A 21,064-nucleotide genomic window follows, 5' to 3' on the forward strand; every position below is an offset into this window, starting at 1 on the left:
GGTTTTACGAAACAGAGGAGCGGGTTCAAATTCCTTATCCTGTTTGTCGGTTATCCATTTGGCCTGCCAATCGGATGGATTCATCTTTGCCATCTCGAATGTGGCCGTTTGGGAAGTGCTTGTTTTCTTACCGCTTGCATCCCAAACCGTAACGTTCCAGTAGTACATTCGATGGGACTCGAGAGGAGTTGTTCCGGTATATCGGGCAAAAGGCAGCGTACCTTCCTGTTTGTCAGAATTCCACACATCGACTTTTCCCTCTTCCAACAATCCGGCCGAAGTGGCAACATGGATTTGATAATACGATTGGCTGAATTCTTTCTGGGAGGGGCTGAAGTTCCAGGTAAAGCGGGGCGACGGGGTATCCAGACCGATGGGTCCTGACAGGTACTCGGTTCGTAGTTCGCCGGGGACTACCTCTTTGTTTATGGTCTGACAGCTGCAGAACATGCCTGCAGCCAACAGCCATACGATAAAACCCTTGATACAGTTTTTTTTCTTCATTTCTCTCTTTAATTTATAGTATACACAACGTTTTATTTAATTATACGAATGCCTTTGGGCGCCTTGACTGTAGTCTTGACAGATCCATCGGACAATTTCTCGTGTCTGACAAATATGGATCCCTGAGGTGTTGGCAAAGTACCTTCCGCCCAAAGCAGATCGCCCAGAGATGGTTCGATTTTAACCACTTTGCATCCGGGTTCAAGGACCTTAAATCCCAGCACATGTTGAGTTAGCCAGGAGGTAGGGCCCGATGCCCAGCCATGACAAAGACTATGTCTGAAACCTTTGTAACAATAATCGCCGTAATCGCCATGAATATCTTTTTTCCCTTCGGGCACCAGGTTATCGATGGGGGCGGCATCGGGCAACCAATCCATATTGAAATCTTCCCAAAATGTAGTAGCTCCCAAATCAAGCATTGCCCCCCAGTAGGTACGGATTATATCCAGACCGCCCTGCACATTTTGAGCCTTGCCCATGGCTTGCAGCATATAGTATCCATAAAAAGTGGAAAAGTTTTTTGCCCCGCCTACACCAATCACCTCTTTGTCTGCAGTTACCGGATCCATCAGTCCCGACAACGCCATCAAGGCCGCTGCCTGTTTAGAATGATTTGCATCCGGCACCTGTTTTTTCATACGGCCGGCTGCCTCGGCACACTGTGCAGCCAATGAATCATTTTTAAGTAAAAGGCACAGTTCGCTTCCGGCATCCATCGCCATGGTAAGTAATGCCTGCAGGCCTGCATCCACTCCAGGCTGGTTTTCGCTGGATGGCCAGTCAAGAAACCTGTTACCGTCTAGCTTCTCCCTTCCATTGGCATCCACTTTAGTCAGCAGATATCTTAGTAACCCTTCCATATAGGTTTTCTGCTGCATCAGATAATCTAAATCCCCCTGGTACAAATACCAGTCGCGGTGTATAAGCAGCCACCAGATGGAATACGAGCTTATACCGTTCATCCATTGGGGGAGCGGAGTAATGTCCCGTATCAGATCCAGACTTTTAGGCACTACTTCGTTGTACCCAAAAACCGTGTTGATAGTCATCACCTCCGGATGCATATCTCCCACCCATACCAAGCGGTCGCGCTTAATACCGTCCCACAGATATTCCTGCATGTTGAGGTGCACCGTATAGGCACCGGTAAGCCATATTTTATTGAGTTGCTCGTCGTTACAGCTAAAACTGCCTTTGTAAGGTATATCCCGGGCGGTAAAAATTGCCCGCACCTCTTTAAGTTTTAATTCACTTGCCGGATCCAGCAGATCTATACGTACAAACCGGAATCCGGTATTTCCCACTTCAGCTACTCCCAACCAGGGCAAAGATAAGGTAAAATCGCGCATGGCATGATCGTTGGTAGCCCCACGTATACCGGTAGTACTCATGGCTTCGCTCACCGATTCGCCAAAGCGGATACGGATGTTGACCGGTTTTTGTGACCCGGGCATGCCGGTTACCAACTGCAAGCCGCCTTGCAGCTCTTTGCCGAAATCAAGTAAAAGCGAGGGATGTCCGTTTACCGAACTTTTCATTACACAGATCGAAGTATTGGCAAGGTCGGTCTGTCCGTTTCCCGGACGAAGCAGGTTAGCCTCTCCCTGAATGGAAGCGCCTCCCCCCTCCTCTTTCCATACAATGCGTGTTGGAGGTAGGTATACTCTTGTGCGCTGGTCTCGCTGAAGCTGTTCCGAATGTATGCCGTTCCATGCCGGAGGCAGAGCCGACTGACCGTGAAGCTGCATCGTAGCTGCCAACAAAAAATTATATATCAGTATCTTTTTAAAATTCATTCCAATTACACTTTCAACATTAAATTAAAGATTGCATCGTTCGGTATGATTATTTGGACTACTCTAACGGCAGATTAAAGGCTACCGCCAATTCATCCAGCTGTTTGTCTGTCATCCCCACCGGTTCGAAGCCTGCAGTGCGGGCATCAAGGTAAATCTGTGCCGATTTGGCCATGGTGTCTATAGCATCGAAACATTCGATGATATCTTCTCCCACTGCCAGCAATCCATGTTTTTCCCAAAGAACCACATCGTGTTTCTCCAGTTGTTTGATGGTTGCATATGCCAGTTTCATGGAGCCTGGCAATTCGTAAGGTACAATTCCGATACCTCTTGGTACGATTACCCGGCTTTCGGGTATCATAGACCAAAGCGTATGGGTTATATAGGCCGAATTAAGCCAGCGGGGACTATGAGACAGGGCAATCAGATTGGTAGGATGCGTATGTAAAACCACTTTATTATTACGCCCCTTTGATAGCAGAAAATTATGCATTAACAAGTGCGAGGGCAACTCTGAAGTAGGTGAAATAGGTTGTTCTGCAATTATTTCGTAAGCACTGCCATCGGGTGTGATACGAATAATTGATCCGTTTTCGAAGGGTTTAAGAGAAATATAACGCATTCTCTTACCTGTACCTGTCACATAAAAAATATGTCCGCCCAACTCTCCCATTACTTCCTGCAATTGGGTTGCCGGAGCCAAAGCCGGTAAATTCTTTTCTGCTTCGGTAAGAAGTTCGGTTATATTGACAGAGATATTTCCACCGTTACGCTCTGCCCATCCCTTCTCCCAAAGATAGCCGGCAACTTCACATATCCGGTCTATTTCGGCCATTAAGGCCTGATTGTTTCGAATCATAAATATTTAATAAATTATATCATCATTACAAGTTAGGAAAAACCAGCGAAAAGATTAGAATAAGCATTCCAGCAAACAATACTACCAGTGTTTTGTTTCCGGCTCCTTTCCACTCTTTCAGAATAATTCCCCACACATTACTGAAAATTACGTTTAAAGACATCAAAATACTCCACGAAAAAGCCAGCATTATCGGATGTTCCGAAAAGAAACTCTTACCCATACCCAATCCGAAGAACTGTGAGTACCATAAGATTCCGGCCAATGCACAAAATAAGATATTATTTAACAGGATCGGACCCGATACCTTAAAATAATCATTCCCCGTATTATTTTTTACATTCTGGAAAAGGCAATAAACTGCATTTGTAATAAATCCGCCCATTGTAACCAATATGATTACCGGGTTGAGGGCAAATAATTCGATGGCTCCCAACTCCTTTGCTTTTTCCAGAACAGGTGTTCCCGCATCAAGTCCTAAATTAAAGCAGGCGCTCATTACCCCGGCCAGTAAAGCCACCAATAATCCTTTGGTAAGAGCAAACTCCTTTACTGCAGCGAGTTTCTCCTCTTCACTCATTCGCTGCGCACGCAAACTACCTGCATAGCCAATTACTGCTATTCCGGCCAATGTGATGCAAACACCAAGTAAAAGAATCAAACCCTCGCCTGAAAACAGGTCTGTTCCGCCGAAAACAGCAGGTAGTAATGTTCCAAATCCAGCACATGTACCCAGAGCTATGGATTGTCCTAAAGCTACTCCCAGGTAACGCATGCTTAAACCAAAGGTTAATCCTCCAATCCCCCAAAGCATTCCATAAAAGCAAGCCTTTAGTGCACCACCTGCCTGCCACAATTCAATCAGACTTGAACTTTCTGGAACTGCCAGCTGTGCTCCTAAATAAGGAAAGATTAGCCAGGCAAATATGCCCTGTATCAGCCAGAAGCTTTCCCAACTCCATTGTTTTACCTTCTTTATTGGCACATATGAACTGGATTGCCCCATACTTCCGATAGCAATAATCAACAAGCCGATTATGACGTTCATACCTCTAACGTTTGGATGTTACTGTTTGTTCGTACTTCTGTATTTCGGAAATATAGTTTTCTCCCACAGGGACATTGTTAAGTAAGCAGTAGTAATCCCAGACCGCCTGCCAGGGCATACTTTTAAGCTCTTCCTGTAGTGCAAGACGTTCAAAATATTGTCCGTTTTCTTCGTATGAATTCAATAATGCTGAAGGTTCAAGCAAGGCCTGAATAAAAGCTTTCTGCGTAGCCCTGCATCCAATTACATAGGCACCGATACGGTTGATAGTTGCATCAAAATAATCCAGTCCGATATGTACACGGTCCAATGCGTCGCAGCGGATAATTTCGCGGGCCAAGTCCTGAAGATCATCGTTCAATATAACTACATGGTCGCTGTCCCAGCGAATGGGCCGGCTAACATGCAACATGATTTCAGGAGTGAATAATAACATGGAAGAAATCTTATCGGCAATACTTTCCGTAAGATGGAAGTGACCTGTATCGAGTGTTACTATCTTGCCCTTCTTTGCTCCGTATCCCAGATAGAAATCATAAGATCCCACCGTATAGCTTTCTAATCCGATTCCAAACAATTTGGCTTCGATACAATCTTTCATGTTTGCATATTCGGTAGAAAATATTTCGTCCAGCGACTGTTCCAGAATACGTCTGTACTTAATGCGACTTGCAGGTACCTCCTTGCTCCCATCGTGAATCCAAAGGTTCATCATACATGGATCTGCCTGATATTTGCCCATTTCTTCACTAATCCAACGACAGCGTTTTGTATGTTCGATCCAGAAATTACGAATATCATTATTGGGATTGGCTAATGTAAGATCGCCACTTTTTGGATGAGAGAATGAGGTACTGTTAAAGTCCAGCTTCATATTATGTTCCTTGCCCCACTCCATCCAGCTCTGGAAGTGACAAGGTTCCACCTCGTTACGGTCTACCACCTTCCCTTCGAAATCGCCATAGATTTCATGCAGGTTTAGTCGGTGCGTACCCGGAATATAGGATTTGGCACAGAGCACATCCAACCGAAGCTCGTCTATCGTACGAGCCTTACCCGGATAGTTTCCGGTAACCTGTATACCTCCGGTAAGCGAACCGCCCTGATTCTCGAATCCCGTTACATCGTCGGCCTGCCAGCAGTGCAGCGACAGGGATATTTTGTTCATTTTTTCAAGCACTTGGGTTGTATCCACGCCCAATGATGCATAGCGTTCGGTTGCCAGTTGAAATGACTGAAGCACATGATTCTCGTTTGTCATATACGTATTATTTTAAGATTACACGTTGATATTTTTCATACGCATCCTGCCACAAAGCAGTGTCGCAGGGGGTATAGTCTGTCAGGTCTACCGAGGCTGCCACCATGCGGCGCATCTCCCAACGATCGGCAACCAGTCCGCAGGCCTTTGCCTGCACCAGTCCGTTACCCATTGCCGTCGCTTCGGCAGGTCCGGCTATCAGAGGTATGCCCGTTGCGTTGGCTGTAAACTGATTAAGCAGCCGGTTTTGTGATCCGCCACCTATTACATGTAGCTGTAGGATGGGAAATGGAGCCAGCTCTCTCAACATGTCCAGCACTTCCCGGTAACGCAACGCCAGACTTTCAAAAATACAGCGCAGGTATTGGGAATGACTTTGAGGGATTGGCTGGCCGGTATCACGGCAATAATCTGCAATCGCAAGTGTCATACTTCGCGGATTGGCAAACCGGGAATCGTCCGGGTTTACAAGTGAAATAAAGGAGGGGGCATCCGTAGCCATCTCCACAAGTTGTGGATAGGTATAGGTATGCCCCTGATGTTCCCACTCTTTTCGACATTGCTCTACAAGCCACATACCGGTGATGTTTTTAAGGAAACGGGTGGTACCTTCTATACCTCCTTCGTTGGTAAAATTAAACAGGCAGGATTTATCATTTATTATCGGATGTTCCGTCTCAATCCCCATAAGCGACCAGGTACCGGAACTAAGATAGGCGAAGTTTGGATTGGAAGCCGGCACCGCTACAACAGCCGATGCCGTATCATGACCTGCAACAGCAATTACCGGTAGCTGTGGCAATCCGGTTTCCATTGCAAGTGCCGGAGTAAGGGAACCCACCTTGGTGCCGGAGGGTACGGGATTCGCAAACAAGGTTGGCGATACACCCGCCACCTCCAGCAATGAAGGTTCAAAACATCCGGTTACAGGATTAAGTATTTGAGAGGTAGAGGCACCGGTATATTCGCATACCTCCACGCCGGTAAGCAGGTAGGATATAAGGTCCGGCATGAATAAGATCCGTGCGGCACTTTTTAATGGAGTAAACTGTTCGCGTGATGCGGCATACAGTTGATAAAGACTGTTGAAATTTAGAACCTGAATACCTGTCAGCCGGTATACTTCATCCCGTGATATCTTTTTGAAAAATTCGTCGGGTACGCCATCGGTGTAGGGATCACGATATGCCCTTGGTAATCCCAACAAGGTTCCATCTGGTGCAATATATCCAAAATCCACACCCCAGGTGTCCACACCCATCGATTCGAGCGGGAATTTTCTTTCGGCACAAAGGGTAAGGGCTTCCTTTATGTATTGATAGAGAGCATAGATGTTCCAGTAATATTTTCCATGCAGTTCGAGCATATTGTTAGGAAAGCGGGTAAGTTCCTGCATTTCAATTTTGCCATGAGACAGGGTGATCAATACGCTTCGTCCGCTGGTTGCACCCAGATCAATCGCTAAAAAGGTGTGTTTCTTCATAAAAGAACAAAGTTTTTTAGTTGTAATGGTGCAAAAATAGAGCTTATGTTATTACTTTTGCTTTCGAAAGTGACCTTAAACCTTTCAATTTTGACATGAAAGAATCTTCGGCTGACCAGCTAAAATATTTATCAATCAATTCGCAGGATGAAGACTGGGGAATTGTGGTGACCACCGTAGGGTATCAGTTTATACCACCTGAGGGGCAGTATCCTCAATCAGCCCATCCGGAGTCGTACAATTTCAAACCTCAGACCGGCAGAATATTAAATGAATATCAGCTGGTTTATATCATAAAGGGTAATGGATACTTTTCGTCGCAGTCGGTCAGGAAACAACGGATTTCCGCCGGTACGATGATTTTGCTCTTTCCGGGCGAATGGCACAGCTATTATCCCGACAAGCAGACCGGGTGGGATGAGTACTGGGTAGGATTCCGGGGAGTTCATATAGATAAACGGGTGGAGAAAAGGTTCTTCACCAAAGAAGAGCCGTTGCATTCGATAGGGATAAGTGCCACAATTGTAGGCTTGTATCAAGATATATTACGCTTTGCCAGTCAGGAGAAGGCGGGTTATCAGCCCATGATTTCGAGTATTGTGCTTCATATTTTAGGAAGTGTTTATTATAAGGAAAGAAATAACTCTTTTACCGACTCCTACGCCGTAGAAAAAATAAACGAGGCACGTATCCTGATGAAAAACATGGTGGAGAAATCTCCCTCACCGGAACAGGTTGCAGCCGAGATCGGGGTGGGTTACTCTTGGTTCCGGCGGATGTTCAAGGAATATACAGGCACTTCGCCTGCCCAGTATCAACTACAACAAAAGCTATTGCGTGCCAAGGAGCTGCTTACCACCTCGGGCAAAAGTATCTCTGAGATTGCGTTTGTACTGAACTTTGAGAATCCGGGACAGTTCTCTACCTTTTTCCGCAAAAAAGAGGGGGTGACTCCTTCTGAGTTTCGGGAAAGAGCCCATTGACGTTATTCTTCAATGTATATAAATAAGTAACGCCACAGAGAACTTTCGCTCTCCATGGCGTCTAACACAGCTTTGGTTTTGGGATATGTTATTTACTTTCTGAAGCGTATGCTACAAGCATCCACACAAGTTTTTCCTGTTCTTTGAGATAGTCGCTCATCAAGGCAACCGTTACCTCGTCTCCAGATTCGGAAGCTAACGACAACAACGCGCGTTCTTCACCAATCAGGTAGCTGTAAGTATCAAGTACATGTTTCAGTGATTCGGAAGCAGATGATACGCCGCTTACCTCTTTCACCTTAGAGACTTTCAGATATTGGCTGAAGTTATTTACGGGTACTCCTCCCAGCATAAGGATACGTTCTGCCAATTCATCCACCTTTTCGGCTACATTGTCGTACATCTCCTCAAATTGTTTGTGCAATACAAAGAATTGTGATCCTTTAATGTTCCAGTGAAAACCTCTCAGGTTTGCATAAAACACTTGATAATCTGATAATAACTGTTGCAATGAACCAACTACTTTTTCTGCTGAACCTGCGTTTAATTTGATAAAATCTAATGTTTTCATATTCTTTTATTATTAAAAGTAAGTACTATTTCTTTTTTGTATTACAAAGATACTAGCTTAAATGGCGCTTGTCAAACTGATAATTTCTATCTTTGCATAGATGAAATCTATTATAAGCAGCAACAGATGAATATACAACAATTGGAATACATTCTTGCGGTAGATACCTTCCGCCATTTTGCCAAAGCGGCCGAACATTGTAATGTAACGCAACCTACCCTGAGCATGATGATTCTTAAACTGGAAGACGAGATTGGCGTAAAGATTTTTGATAGAAGTATCCAACCTGTAAAGGTTACGCCTACGGGAAGGAAGGTTATTGAACAGGCGCGCAAAATCCTGTATCAGACATCACTTATTCAGGACATCGTAAATGAAGCTGAACAATCACTTAAAGGAACATTTCGCCTGGCCGTATTGCCCACCATCGCCCCTTACCTGCTCCCCCGCTTTTTTCATAAGCTGACAGGTAGTCACCCCGAAATGGATATCCGGATTCTGGAGATGAAAACACAGCCTTCCATCAATGCACTTATCAACGGAGAAATAGATGCAGCTATCATTGCCTCGCTACCGGGCGACAAGCAGCTTCAATATGATACATTATATTATGAGGAGTTTTTTGGTTATATTTCAAGAAACGAAGCTATCTTTAAAAATGATCTGGTACGTTCTGCCGACATAAACGAGGAAAAACTATGGTTGTTGGATGAAGGACACTGCTTCCGTGACCAGTTGATGCGTTACTGCCAGATGGAAAGTGTAAAAATAAACCAGGCAGCCTATCGGTTGGGAAGTATGGAGACTTTTATGCGTATGGTGGAGAGCGGTAACGGAATTACGTTTATTCCGGAGTTGGCTGTACATCAATTGAGCTCCGAACAAAAAGAGTTGGTGCGCCCCTTTGCCATTCCGAAACCGGCACGACAAATCATTCTGGCTACCCGTACAGATTTTATCCGCAGCAAGCTGCTTTCCATCATCATCGAAAGCATCCGGGATAATGTACCCAAACAGATGCATACACTACAGGCAATACAGCGAATTGTATAATGAAAAGACGGACTATGGAATGAAATCAGATTTTTTTTGCAGGGGACTCAAAAAAATGTAATTAATTATTTGCAGATTCTAAAAAAGTATTACTTTTGTGGCGTATAAAAAACGAAATGAAACAGATGAATAGTTTTAGCTTTACATATTCCTTTTATTACTTTTACTTTAGTAGGTGAAGGCAGGAATTTATATGTAAAGCATTGAAAAGAAAAATATATCAATAAAACATAGAGAGTCCTGCCGATTTGGTGGGACTTTTTTTTGTTATTAACACACAGGTAGAAAATGAGGAAAGTTGCAATACAAGGAATAGACGGATCCTATCATGACATAGCCGCCCGTAATTACTTTGAAGGTGAAGAGATCGAAATTATCGGATGTAAAACCTTCCGCGATGTAATTTCGGCCATCAAAAATGACCCGGATATCATTGGGCTTATGGCCATAGAAAACACCATCGCGGGAAGTTTACTACAAAACCATGAACTGATCCGTGAAGGCGGACTGAGCATTGTAGGAGAATACAAACTGCGTATCTCCCATTCGCTGGTTGCCTTGCCGGGAAGTAAGCTGGAAGATATTGTAGAGATAAACTCACACCCGATCGCCTTGATGCAGTGTGCCGATTTTTTGGATACGCTACCCAATGTAAAGGTGGTTGAAAAGGGAGACACGGCTATGAGTGCCCGGTGGATTTCGGAAAACAAGCTGACAGGTCACGCCGCCATTTGCGGAAAACTGGCCGCAGAGATCTACCACATGGAGATACTGGCCGAAGGAATCGAGACAAATAAACGAAATTTCACCCGCTTCCTTGTATTGGCCGACAGGTGGAATGTGGATGATCTGCTACGCGGTGTCCAAAAAAATAAATCGTCCATCGTTTTCGCTCTTCCTCACACTTCCGGCAGTCTGTCCAAAGTTCTCTCAGTCCTCTCTTTCTACGACATGAATCTTTCCAAAATACAATCCTTGCCGATCATCGGGCGCGAATGGGAATATCTTTTCTACATTGATCTTACTTTTACAGATTATACAAGATACAAACAGGCATTAGATGCCATCATTCCATTAACAAAAGACTTTAGAATATTAGGAGAATATGCAGAAGGAAAACAAAGTGTGTAATATAACACCGGCAAACCGGGTTCATAGTGTAAGCGAATACTACTTCTCCAAAAAACTGAAGGAGGTGGCTCAAATGAATGCCGAAGGTAAAAACGTAATTAATCTTGGTGTGGGAAGTCCGGATCTTCCTCCTTCACAGCAAGCGATTAATGTATTGTGCGACGAAGCGCATAAACCCGACACCCACGGATATCAGCCATATGTTGGCATTCCGGAGCTGCGTAAAGGATTTGCTTCATGGTATAAGACATGGTTTAACGTTACATTGGATCCGCAGACCGAAATTCAGCCTTTGATCGGTTCCAAAGAGGGAATACTCCATATCTCGCTGGCTTTTTTAAATCCGGGCGACGGAGTGCTGGTTCCCAATCCGGGTTACCCTACTTATACGTCGGTCAGTAATCTGGTGGATGCAACCATAGTTCCTTACGAACTAAAGGAAGAAAACGGCTGGTATCCCGATTTTGATGCTCTGGAGAAAATGGATTTAAGCCGGGTTAAGCTGATGTGGATAAATTATCCCAATATGCCAACCGGAGCTGATGCGACAGTAGAGCTTTATCAAAAAATCGTTGATTTTGGCAAACGTCACAATATTATTATCTGCAACGACAATCCTTACAGTTTTGTATTGAATGAATCGCCGTTAAGTATTTTGAGTATTCCGGGAGCAAAAGATATCTGTATCGAGATGAATTCGATGAGTAAGGCTCATAATATGCCGGGATGGCGTATGGCGATGCTGGCAAGTAATGCCCAATTTGTAAACTGGATTCTGAAAGTAAAAAGTAATATCGATTCGGGGCAGTTCAAACCGATGCAGCTGGCTGCAGTTGAAGCGTTGAAAGCTCCTAAAGAATGGTACGACACAATGAATCGAACCTATCGCAAACGCCGTGATCTGGCAGGAAAAATAATGCAGGCTCTGGATTGTAGCTACGACGAAAAGCAGGTAGGTCTGTTTCTATGGGGTAAGATTCCTACAAATTCCCTTGGGAGCGAGGCCATGGCAGATAAGGTGCTTTACGAAGCAAATGTATTTATTACCCCAGGCTTTATTTTTGGCAGCGGCGGGAATCGCCACATCCGAATTTCGCTTTGCTGCAAAGAGGAGATGTTGCAGGAGGCTTTAAACAGAATCAACAAATTACAAGCATAATATAAAAAAACAAATATATGGAAATGAAACTAGAATCAATCTTACTTCCGGGGGTAAACGATGAACGTCCGTTGGTAATTGCGGGACCGTGTAGTGCGGAAACCGAAGAACAGGTAATGGAAACAGCCAGATTACTGGCATCCAAGGGAGTAAAGATATTTCGTGCAGGGATATGGAAGCCTCGTACTAAACCCGGAGGTTTCGAAGGGGTTGGCGTAGAAGGGCTGGCCTGGCTGAAACGCGTTAAAAAAGAAACCGGGATGTATGTAGCAACTGAGGTTGCAACCCAGCAGCACGTGTTCGAGGCTCTGAAAGCAGGAATCGATATGCTTTGGATTGGCGCACGTACTACTGTTAATCCTTTTGCAGTTCAAGAAATTGCCGACGCTCTGAAGGGAGTGGATATTCCGGTATTGATAAAAAACCCTGTAAATCCGGATTTAGAGTTATGGATTGGAGCTATCGAACGGATCTACGGAGCCGGTATACGTAAGATTGGAGCCATTCACCGTGGATTCAGCTCGTACGATAAGAAAATCTACCGCAACCTTCCTTTGTGGCACATCCCCATCGAACTGCGTCGCAGGATGCCGGATCTCCCAATCATTTGTGATCCCAGCCATATCGGAGGGAAGAGGGAACTGATCGCCCCGCTATGTCAGCAGGCGATGGACTTAAGTTTTGACGGTTTGATTGTTGAATCGCATTGTAATCCGGATTGTGCATGGAGCGATGCGTCACAGCAGGTAACCCCGGATGTGCTTGATTACGTTATAAACCTGTTGGTTATACGTGACGTAACACAGACAACCGAAAACCTGGCAGCTTTACGTAGTCAGATTGATACGATTGATGAACAACTGCTTGAACTTCTGGCAAAACGGATGCGTATTTCGAAAGAAATAGGTGTCTATAAAAAGGAACACAATATGCCTATTTTGCAGTCTCCCCGATACAGTGAAATTCTGGAAAAACGTTCGGCTATGGGTAAGACATTGGAGCTGAGTCCGGAATTTGTAAAGGAGATTTTAACTGAAATTCACGAAGAATCTGTTCGACAACAGATGATTATAATGAACGAACAAGCATGAAAATACTAATATTGGGTGCTGGAAAGATGGGATCTTTCTTCACCGACCTGCTTAGTTTCGACCATGATGTGGCCGTATTGGAAAAGGACCCAAAACGAATGCGTTTTATTTACAATGCGGTGCGGATGAGTTCGCCTGAAGAGATTCGTGAGTTTGCACCGGAACTGGTTATCAACTGTGTTTCATTAAATTACACCATTGATGCCTTTAAAGCGGTGCTTCCTTACCTGCAGCCTTACTGTATTATTTCAGATATTGCTTCGGTGAAGACTGGTCTGCAGGAGTTTTACCAGACCTGTGGTTTCCCTTATGTATCTACACACCCCATGTTTGGACCGACTTTTGCAAATCTGGGAAATTTAAGCAAGGAAAATACAATTATCATTGCCGAGAGTGATCACTTGGGAAAGGTCTTTTTCAAGGATCTGTATACCATGTTGAAGCTGAACATCTGCGAATACACTTTTGAAGAACACGACAAGGTGGTAGCCTATTCGCTGGGAATACCCTTTGCTTCTACTCTTGTATTTGCATCTATTATGAAGCATCAGGATGCTCCGGGTACAACGTTCAAACGGCATATGAAAATTGCTCACGGTTTATTGTCGGAAGACGATTATCTCTTAACTGAGATTTTATTTAACCCGCGAACCCCCAACCAGATTGAACGGATACAGGAGCAGCTGACTATCTTGCTCGATATTATAAATCGCAAAGATGCTGCAGCGATGAAAGAATTCCTGACCAGAGTCCGCAAAAATATTGAATAGATATTTACCTGAAAAATGCCGGTTGCCTAAAGGACCGGCATTTTTTATATAATTACCTGATTGAAAGCTCGTACGTTTTCTTTTGATTGTAAGTTTTTTTCTTAGATTTGCATCCATACTTAATAAAATTCCACATGTTCAAAAAAAGCTCTGCACTCATTTATATCATTCTTGCCGTAAGTTTGATTTGTCTGTTCCCTTCTTCCGCAACTGCGCAAATTAGTGAAGGAGGCTTACCGCCAAGTTTTGGTTACACCAATTTGCTTAAAAGCGGTTCGTCTGCCGTTGATATACCTGTAACCTTTAGTGTGGAAGACCTTAAAACAGTGGATGCATGGAATGTATCGCAAGGAGCTCCTTTGAAAGTAGCTACGCTCATTCCGGTTCAACTATCAATCGAAAATTCCGGGAATTGGATCTCATTACCCGGAGGTGAACAAATTTGGCAGTTAAAGATACAAGCAAAAGACGCCATTGCTATAAATCTTTATTACAATGATTTTTATATTCCTGAAGGAGGTAAGCTGTTTATATACAATGCAGATCATACTCAAATTATAGGTGCTTATACACACGAAACCCATCCCAAAGGGGGAAGGTTTGCGACCGAATTTGTAGCTGGCGACGATATTATTCTGGAATACCTGGCTCCTGATTCGGGAGAAAAGGCCCGTATCAGCATTGAAGAAGTGGGATATGGATATAATCACCTGAGTGTTGTACTTACTCCGAGAGCTACCGGAGAAGGGGCTTCTGGCAGCTGCAACGTCAACATTAATTGTTCTGAAGGTAATGACTGGCAAGATGAGAAAAATGGAGTTTGTCAGCTTGTGATGAAAAATGGCTCTTCCACTTACATCTGCTCTGGAGCATTGGTTAATAATACGGCAGTCGATTTTAAGCCTTACATCCTTTCGGCTTATCACTGCCTGATTCCCAACGACAAAGAGGCAAGCGTATCGGATCTTAACCAGTGGATTTTTTATTTTCATTACGAAGAGGCTGGATGTAATAATGCATCCGGTGCAACCCTCATACGTAAATCAATGGTAGGTTGTACTAAAAAAGCAACCACCCCTATTGATGGTGGATCCGACGGTATGCTGTTATTGATTAACAATGAGATCCCAGACAATTATAATGTGTATTACAACGGTTGGGATAAAGGCGTAACTGCTGCCACGTCGGGTGTTGGCATTCATCATCCTGCAGGTGATGCAATGAAAATATCCACCTTCACCAAGCCTGCATCGGGTTATACATGGAATGGATCGGACACGACAAAGGGAATGACTAACGCCCACTGGAATGTAGTTTTTGCTCAAACAGCCAATGGACATGGCATTACCGAAGGTGGATCTTCCGGATCACCGCTATTTAATCAAGAAAGTAGGATTGTGGGGACATTGACCGGAGGGAATTCTTCATGCACGGATCTGACCGGTTTGAATCTTTATGGTAAATTATCCGTTCACTGGAATGGCTTCAGCACAGCCGACACTGCACGGATGGACATCTACTTAAATCCAAACAATCAAGATGTTAATACATTGAATGGCAGATACCGGTCTACGCCTAAAGCTGGTCCAGAAAATGTGTCCGTTAATTATAACAATGTAGCCTCTACTGTAACAATCAACTGGTCGGCACCTTTGTCTGCATCTGGACTTACTGGATATAAGATATACAGGAATAACAATGTATTAACCACTACATCCTCTTCTGTGCTAACCTATACCGACAACAGTTTACCTCAGGGAAATGTGTTTTACAGCGTAACTGCCACCTATACCGGAGGATTCGAATCGTTTCCGGTTGGAAACAGTGTAGATATAATAACGCATATGCCTCCATCAAGTATAACTGCTGTACAATCCGGTTATAACGTTACTATTTCCTGGACAGCTCCATCTGTCACCTCTAATGTAACTGGATACAAGATTTACAGAAACGGCAATTTATTAGCCAGCAAAACAGGCACCAATCATACAGACATCAATCCAGGCGAAGGATTCCAAACCTATACAATTACTACAACATACAATGATGGCAGTTCATCAAAGGAAATTGGTAAGAAATTGTATGTTTTTGGTTTTAAATCGCCCGTAGACTTTACTGCTCAGCAAGAAGTTAAGGACGTTAACTTAACATGGAATGCTCCTTTATATGAGCAGACTATCCAATGGGGAACGACTAAATACGCCTGGGGAATTGAAGCAAATAACGCTGCTCCCTTCTTTTTTGGTCAGACTTGGGGTAAAACCGATATTGCTCCGTTAAAAAAGAAACTAATAAAGGCTGTAAGTTATGTTCCAACCGGGATTACACCAGTATATGCCATCTATATTGCTCAGGGAGCGCGCAAATATTACCAGCATATCGGTAGTGTTACGTCTGAACAGGTAAATAAGCTTCAAACCGTTTATCTTACTACTCCGTTTGTGATTGACGGGAATAATCAATTATATGTAACAATTAAAGCATTCAATTATCAGGGTGCAGATTATCCTGCAGCTAGCGATGAAGGACCGGCTGTTGATAACAGGGGAAATATCTTTACGACTGATTCTACCATCTGGACAAAACTTCCTGCCGATTATAACTATAACTTCATCGTAAGGGCGTTGGTAAGTTCGGAAGAGGGGGTAATCACCCAAAGTCTGGATGAGGCAAATCTGGTTAAAGAATTGGCAACATCTACAGATTTACGTACCTTAAAAATTTCCGAAGCGACTCCATTGGCTACAGAATATGATGTGCGTGCCTATGCTCCTCTGAGTTTTCCTGTTATTACAGGGTATAACCTTTATAGAAACAATATCAGATTAAATAGTTCGGTACTTACAGGCAACAGCTATAAGGATCTATTAGTGGGACAAGGAAGCCATTATTATAGTGTAAATACATTGTATAATGCTATTGAAAGCGATCCGGCCAACCAATCCATCACTATTGTATATACAGGAGTTGAAACACCTCAAGCCAGTGATCCGAAAGTGTACCCTTCTCCCTTCTACAACCAGCTCAATATAGATAATGGACATACTATAGATCGGATTGAAATCGTCTCGGCCGAGGGTAAATTAGTCCGAAACCTAGCAAAGCCTGGAACGGTTATTAATACGGAAAGCTTAGTGCCGGGATATTATATCATCCGACTTTATCAAAACAACAAAATAACCGTTGTTAAAGCTATCAAGCGATAAAATGGAGTAAATACTGCCCTAAAATGAATATTCCGGTTTTCCTGATCAGGAAAACCGGAATATTTCGTTATAAAAGAATAGTTAATATTTGATTATTAAACAATAAAGTTTACATTTACAGTCTTAAAAGATAAAAATCTATTGGCTATGAAACCTATTTTAAAAATTTCGGACTTATTTAAAATTTCCTGGAAACAGACCCGTGCCCAAATATGGGTATTAGCAGGATTGTTGATCGGGTGGACTATCATTACGTTTACATTAAGTATATTCAGCACTCCTGATCCTAGTCAGGGACTGTCTGGTTACACCCTGGGCATTATTCTTATGAATATTGTATTTGCTCTCATAGGATGTATCTTCAATTTAGGTTACCTAAAAAATATATTTCAGGCCCTTGATGGAGACGAACCACAGTTTTCGGCTTATGGCCAACAGGCCCGCAAAATACTTACCTATTTTATTGCCAGCATTATAATGTCAATTATTGTATGTATCGGATTTTGCCTTTTAATTCTTCCTGGTATATATTTAGCAGTTCGGCTACAGTATTTCACTGCTGTAATTGTGGAAGATAATGGTGGAATAATTAGCAGCTTGAAAAGAAGCTGGGAGATTACCAAAGGAAATTTCTGGCCACTCTTCTTACTGGGGCTTACCTTCTTTGGAATAGCCATTTTAGGAATACTCTTATTCGTAGTAGGTATATTTGTTGCCTACCCATTGATATATATGATGTATGCTGCTTCTTATAGAGTATTATCAGCACCAATGGCTGCCGATGTTTTTGATGCAGTTAAGATAGAAGAATAAATAAGTTCTAATTTATCCAAAAGCTCCTGCTACGACGTTGGCAGGAGCTTTTTTTATGAATACAGCTAATATTCTTTCATTTAATTTGTGATACTAATATTTTGCTTTATATTTGCCATGTGTACGAACACATGGCAATATAAGTTAACTTTAATTTATATAGAAGATAAAACTGCATGAGAAAAAAAGGAAGTTACAGAATCAAAGATATAGCCATTATGTCTGGCGTTTCCACAGGTACGGTAGATCGGATTATTCATAATCGTGGCAAGGTTTCGGAAGAAGCAAGGGTTAAAGTTGAAGAGGTTCTAAAAAAAGTAGATTACAGACCAAATATAGTGGCAAGTGCTCTTGCTTCAAAAAAAACTTACAAGTTCGTCATGCTTATTCCTGCATTTTCCAAAGGAGACTACTGGGAAATTGTTAATCAGGGAATTGAGCGAGCAGAAGAGGAGCTTTCTGGTTATCACATTGAGATTGAAAGAGTATTTTTCGATCAATATGATAAAGATAGTTTTGACAAACAGATGGAGATACTTGAAGGTATGGAATTTCACGGTATCGTAATAGCCACACTGTTTAAGGAAAGTGTACTCCGGTTCACAACCCGCTTGGATAAAATGCAAATTCCATACGTACTGATTGATGCCTTTATAGAAAATACGCATTGTCTTGCGTATTACGGTACAAATTCTTTCAATTCGGGTTATATTGCAGCTAAATTGATGTATCAGCAGATCGGTCCGGACGATAAACTAGCTGTTTTCCGCTTTATTCGCAAAGGAGATAGTTGTTCAACTCAGGTGCTTAAAAGGGAAGAAGGATTCAGGACCTATCTGGATGAAAATCATTTCCGGGGCACTATCTATCCGGTTCATATCCATGCAGACGACAACGAAGGCAACCGAAATATCCTGGATTCATTTTTCCTGCTGCACGGTGATGTGAAGGCTGGTATTATTTTCAATTCGAGAGTCCATGTATTGGGGGACTACTTTAAAGCGCGGAAGAAAAAAGACTTTAAGCTAATCGGATACGATATTCTGGATGAAAATGTGGCCTATCTTAACAACGGATTAGTAACACACCTTATTGCCCAACGCCCAGAAGTACAAGGCGTTAATTGTGTCAGAGATCTATTCAGACATCTTATTTTGAAAGAAAAGGTAAAGAAGATGAACTTCATGCCTATCGACATTTTAATAAAAGAAAATATCAGTTACTACAATAATTATATCTAAAACTATGAGTAATCTTTTTTCCATTAAAGATCGTGTGGTGATCATTACCGGCGGATGTGGTGTGTTAGGCACAAGCATGGCCAACCATCTGGCATCCGAAGGAGCCAAAGTTGTAATTCTGGATAGAAATGCCAAGCTAGGAAACGAATTGGTAGACTCAATGATTGCCAAAGGATACGATGCTCTTTTTCTTGAAACAGATGTTCTTAACAAGGAGATTTTGGAGCAAAACAAGTTGAATATCATGCAAAAATATGGACGCATCGATGTATTGATCAATGCTGCCGGAGGAAATATGCCTGGTGCAACCATTGCTCCCGATAAAACTATCTTTGATCTTCAGATAGATGCATTTAAAAAGGTGGTGGACCTGAATCTTTTTGGGACCGTACTTCCTACAATGGTTTTTGCAGAACCTATGGTAAATAGTAAAAAAGGATGTATTATAAACATTTCTTCCGAATCGGCGCTTCGTCCTCTTACTCGCGTAGCCGGATACGGAGCAGCAAAAGCAGCTGTTAGCAATTTCACTAAATACATGGCTGGTGAACTTGCCACCAAATTCGGTCCGGGTTTACGAGTGAATGCTATTGCTCCGGGTTTTTTTATTACTGAACAAAACCGGGACTTACTATTAAATCCCGATGGATCTTATACTGACCGCAGTAAAACTATTCTGGCACATACTCCGTTTAACCGTTTTGGTGAACCCGAGGAGTTGTTAGGCACTTTGCAATGGCTTGTGAGTGACGCTTCTGCATTTGTTACGGGTGTTGTGATTCCTGTTGACGGCGGTTTCGATGCATTTTCGATCTAATAAATACGAACTTAAAAAAACTTGTAACATGTATCTTTGCGAACAAACTTGGAGGTGGTACGGACCCAATGATCCCGTTAGCCTTTGGGACATCAAACAGGCGGGAGCTACCGGCATCGTAACAGCTTTACACCATATCCCTAACGGTGAGGTGTGGAGTGTAGACGAGATTATGAAAAGAAAAGAATTGATTGAATCCGTAGGATTACGATGGTCTGTTGTTGAAAGTGTCCCTGTGCACGAACACATCAAAACCCAGACTGGCGATTTTCAACGATATATTGACAATTATAAAGAAAGTATACGTAATCTGGGGGCTTGTAATATCAGGGTTGTCACCTATAATTTTATGCCTGTATTAGATTGGACACGCACCGACTTGGCCTATACATTGCCAGATGGATCCAAGGCATTACGCTTTGAGCGTGCTGCTTTTGTGGCTTTTGATTTATTTATTCTGAAGCGTCCTGGTGCAGAAGCTGATTATACAGAAGCTGAAAAAGAAAAAGCGAAAGCGCGCTTTGCGGAAATGAGCGAAGCGGATAAGGTTCTTCTTACCCGCAACATGATAGCAGGCTTACCCGGTTCGGAAGAGAGCTTTACTGTAGAACAATTTCAACAGGCTCTTGACCGTTATAAAGAGGTAAATGCAGATCGTCTGCGTGCAAATCTTATTTACTTTCTCAGCGAGATAGCGCCTGTTGCTGATCAATCAGGCGTTCGTCTGGTTATTCATCCCGACGATCCCCCCTACTCTATTTTGGGTTTGCCTCGTATTTTAAGTACTGAAGATGATTTCAAAAAACTTATCGAAGCTGTTCCCAATCAGAGTAACGGATTATGTTTATGTACGGGATCATTCGGCGTAAGAAGTGACAACGACCTTGCTGGAATCATGGAACGTTATGGTGACCGAATTGACTTTGTTCACTTCCGCAGTACTCAACGTGACGAAGAAGGTAATTTTTATGAAGCAAACCATTTAGAAGGTGATGTGGATATGTACGGAGTTATGAAAGCTCTTTTTGAACTTCAGCAGCGAAGAAAATGCTCTATAGCCATGAGACCGGACCATGGACACCAAATGATTGACGACCTGAAGAAGAAAACCAATCCTGGTTATTCTTGTATTGGCCGACTTAGAGGTTTGGCCGAACTCCGGGGACTCGAATTAGGTATAGCCAAATCATTGAATAAAACAAAGTAAAATCATCGGGCAAATCTTAAACTATTGATTTGCCCGATATTTTTTTATAATAAATCAAAACTAAA

General features: G+C 42.8%; 18 protein-coding genes. 11 read left to right on the forward strand and 7 right to left on the reverse strand.

What is annotated here, in order from left to right:
• The 6 genes from AB7E53_RS01150 to AB7E53_RS01175 form a co-directional block, all read right to left on the reverse strand.
• Nucleotides 1–450: glycoside hydrolase family 78 protein (locus tag AB7E53_RS01150; protein ID WP_446773732.1), on the reverse strand; the 450-nt coding region annotated here is incomplete at its 3' end.
• Between the two features lie 86 nt (nucleotides 451–536).
• Nucleotides 537–2,303, reverse strand: a complete 1,767-nt coding sequence (locus AB7E53_RS01155) for an alpha-L-rhamnosidase-related protein (protein ID WP_446773668.1) — start codon at nucleotides 2,301–2,303, stop codon at nucleotides 537–539.
• A gap of 58 nt (nucleotides 2,304–2,361) precedes the next feature.
• Nucleotides 2,362–3,171: a rhamnulose-1-phosphate aldolase gene (gene rhaD / locus AB7E53_RS01160; protein ID WP_446773734.1), complete on the reverse strand. Its 810-nt coding sequence runs from the start codon at nucleotides 3,169–3,171 to the stop codon at nucleotides 2,362–2,364.
• Nucleotides 3,172–3,190: 19 nt separating this feature from the next.
• The gene (gene rhaT, locus AB7E53_RS01165) at nucleotides 3,191–4,213 is read right to left on the reverse strand and encodes an L-rhamnose/proton symporter RhaT (RefSeq protein WP_446773670.1); all 1,023 of its coding nucleotides are present in this window, start codon (nucleotides 4,211–4,213) and stop codon (nucleotides 3,191–3,193) included.
• A gap of 4 nt (nucleotides 4,214–4,217) precedes the next feature.
• Nucleotides 4,218–5,474: an L-rhamnose isomerase gene (locus tag AB7E53_RS01170; protein WP_446773672.1), complete on the reverse strand. Its 1,257-nt coding sequence runs from the start codon at nucleotides 5,472–5,474 to the stop codon at nucleotides 4,218–4,220.
• Nucleotides 5,475–5,481: 7 nt separating this feature from the next.
• On the reverse strand, nucleotides 5,482–6,957 hold the full coding sequence (locus AB7E53_RS01175) for a rhamnulokinase (protein ID WP_446773674.1): 1,476 nt from the start codon (nucleotides 6,955–6,957) through the stop codon (nucleotides 5,482–5,484).
• A gap of 95 nt (nucleotides 6,958–7,052) precedes the next feature.
• Here AB7E53_RS01175 and AB7E53_RS01180 point away from each other — a divergent pair, with 95 nt between their 5' ends.
• Complete coding sequence (locus AB7E53_RS01180; RefSeq protein ID WP_446773676.1) at nucleotides 7,053–7,940, forward strand: AraC family transcriptional regulator; 888 nt, start codon at nucleotides 7,053–7,055, stop codon at nucleotides 7,938–7,940.
• Nucleotides 7,941–8,028: 88 nt separating this feature from the next.
• On the opposite strand, the gene AB7E53_RS01185 is transcribed toward AB7E53_RS01180, so the two are convergent.
• On the reverse strand, nucleotides 8,029–8,511 hold the full coding sequence (locus AB7E53_RS01185) for a Dps family protein (protein ID WP_079684336.1): 483 nt from the start codon (nucleotides 8,509–8,511) through the stop codon (nucleotides 8,029–8,031).
• Between the two features lie 126 nt (nucleotides 8,512–8,637).
• On the opposite strand from AB7E53_RS01185, the gene AB7E53_RS01190 reads away from it, so the two are divergent.
• From AB7E53_RS01190 to uxuA, 10 genes are all read left to right on the forward strand, one after another.
• Nucleotides 8,638–9,564: a hydrogen peroxide-inducible genes activator gene (locus AB7E53_RS01190; protein WP_079684337.1), complete on the forward strand. Its 927-nt coding sequence runs from the start codon at nucleotides 8,638–8,640 to the stop codon at nucleotides 9,562–9,564.
• Nucleotides 9,565–9,852: 288 nt separating this feature from the next.
• On the forward strand, nucleotides 9,853–10,695 hold the full coding sequence (locus AB7E53_RS01195; protein ID WP_079684338.1) for a prephenate dehydratase: 843 nt from the start codon (nucleotides 9,853–9,855) through the stop codon (nucleotides 10,693–10,695).
• Nucleotides 10,670–11,854, forward strand: a complete 1,185-nt coding sequence (locus tag AB7E53_RS01200) for a pyridoxal phosphate-dependent aminotransferase (RefSeq protein WP_446773678.1) — start codon at nucleotides 10,670–10,672, stop codon at nucleotides 11,852–11,854. The genes AB7E53_RS01195 and AB7E53_RS01200 overlap by 26 nt, the downstream gene beginning before the upstream one ends.
• A 17-nt stretch (nucleotides 11,855–11,871) precedes the next feature.
• Nucleotides 11,872–12,945: a bifunctional 3-deoxy-7-phosphoheptulonate synthase/chorismate mutase type II gene (locus AB7E53_RS01205; RefSeq protein ID WP_179398528.1), complete on the forward strand. Its 1,074-nt coding sequence runs from the start codon at nucleotides 11,872–11,874 to the stop codon at nucleotides 12,943–12,945.
• The gene (locus AB7E53_RS01210; RefSeq protein ID WP_079684341.1) at nucleotides 12,942–13,715 is read left to right on the forward strand and encodes a prephenate dehydrogenase; all 774 of its coding nucleotides are present in this window, start codon (nucleotides 12,942–12,944) and stop codon (nucleotides 13,713–13,715) included. The genes AB7E53_RS01205 and AB7E53_RS01210 overlap by 4 nt, the downstream gene beginning before the upstream one ends.
• 134 nt (nucleotides 13,716–13,849) lie before the next feature.
• Entirely contained in the window at nucleotides 13,850–16,921 is a 3,072-nt protein-coding gene (locus AB7E53_RS01215; protein ID WP_446773680.1) for a T9SS type A sorting domain-containing protein, read from the forward strand.
• A 147-nt stretch (nucleotides 16,922–17,068) separates the two neighbouring features.
• On the forward strand, nucleotides 17,069–17,734 hold the full coding sequence (locus AB7E53_RS01220; protein WP_179398530.1) for a glycerophosphoryl diester phosphodiesterase membrane domain-containing protein: 666 nt from the start codon (nucleotides 17,069–17,071) through the stop codon (nucleotides 17,732–17,734).
• 176 nt (nucleotides 17,735–17,910) lie between these two features.
• A complete protein-coding gene (locus AB7E53_RS01225) occupies nucleotides 17,911–18,975 on the forward strand; it encodes a LacI family DNA-binding transcriptional regulator (protein WP_179398531.1) in 1,065 nt (354 codons plus the stop codon).
• 4 nt (nucleotides 18,976–18,979) lie between these two features.
• Entirely contained in the window at nucleotides 18,980–19,792 is an 813-nt protein-coding gene (locus tag AB7E53_RS01230; protein WP_079684345.1) for an SDR family oxidoreductase, read from the forward strand.
• A gap of 28 nt (nucleotides 19,793–19,820) precedes the next feature.
• On the forward strand, nucleotides 19,821–20,999 hold the full coding sequence (gene uxuA / locus AB7E53_RS01235) for a mannonate dehydratase (protein WP_371688892.1): 1,179 nt from the start codon (nucleotides 19,821–19,823) through the stop codon (nucleotides 20,997–20,999).
• Nucleotides 21,000–21,064 lie beyond the last annotated feature (65 nt).

The sequence above is a fragment of the Macellibacteroides sp. genome (assembly GCF_050251695.1).
Lineage (GTDB): Bacteria > Bacteroidota > Bacteroidia > Bacteroidales > Tannerellaceae > Macellibacteroides > Macellibacteroides fermentans.

Bases quoted from the DNA above. Each gene is read 5' to 3' on its own strand.
- AB7E53_RS01155 (WP_446773668.1), bottom strand. From the start codon at position 2,303: ATGAATTTTAAAAAGATACTGATATATAATTTTTTGTTGGCAGCTACG.
- rhaT (WP_446773670.1), bottom strand. From the start codon at position 4,213: ATGAACGTCATAATCGGCTTGTTGATTATTGCTATCGGAAGTATGGGG.
- AB7E53_RS01170 (WP_446773672.1), bottom strand. From the start codon at position 5,474: ATGACAAACGAGAATCATGTGCTTCAGTCATTTCAACTGGCAACCGAA.
- AB7E53_RS01175 (WP_446773674.1), bottom strand. From the start codon at position 6,957: ATGAAGAAACACACCTTTTTAGCGATTGATCTGGGTGCAACCAGCGGA.
- AB7E53_RS01180 (WP_446773676.1), top strand. From the start codon at position 7,053: ATGAAAGAATCTTCGGCTGACCAGCTAAAATATTTATCAATCAATTCG.
- AB7E53_RS01185 (WP_079684336.1), bottom strand. From the start codon at position 8,511: ATGAAAACATTAGATTTTATCAAATTAAACGCAGGTTCAGCAGAAAAA.
- AB7E53_RS01190 (WP_079684337.1), top strand. From the start codon at position 8,638: ATGAATATACAACAATTGGAATACATTCTTGCGGTAGATACCTTCCGC.
- AB7E53_RS01195 (WP_079684338.1), top strand. From the start codon at position 9,853: ATGAGGAAAGTTGCAATACAAGGAATAGACGGATCCTATCATGACATA.
- AB7E53_RS01200 (WP_446773678.1), top strand. From the start codon at position 10,670: ATGCAGAAGGAAAACAAAGTGTGTAATATAACACCGGCAAACCGGGTT.
- AB7E53_RS01205 (WP_179398528.1), top strand. From the start codon at position 11,872: ATGGAAATGAAACTAGAATCAATCTTACTTCCGGGGGTAAACGATGAA.
- AB7E53_RS01210 (WP_079684341.1), top strand. From the start codon at position 12,942: ATGAAAATACTAATATTGGGTGCTGGAAAGATGGGATCTTTCTTCACC.
- AB7E53_RS01215 (WP_446773680.1), top strand. From the start codon at position 13,850: ATGTTCAAAAAAAGCTCTGCACTCATTTATATCATTCTTGCCGTAAGT.
- AB7E53_RS01220 (WP_179398530.1), top strand. From the start codon at position 17,069: ATGAAACCTATTTTAAAAATTTCGGACTTATTTAAAATTTCCTGGAAA.
- AB7E53_RS01225 (WP_179398531.1), top strand. From the start codon at position 17,911: ATGAGAAAAAAAGGAAGTTACAGAATCAAAGATATAGCCATTATGTCT.
- AB7E53_RS01230 (WP_079684345.1), top strand. From the start codon at position 18,980: ATGAGTAATCTTTTTTCCATTAAAGATCGTGTGGTGATCATTACCGGC.
- uxuA (WP_371688892.1), top strand. From the start codon at position 19,821: ATGTATCTTTGCGAACAAACTTGGAGGTGGTACGGACCCAATGATCCC.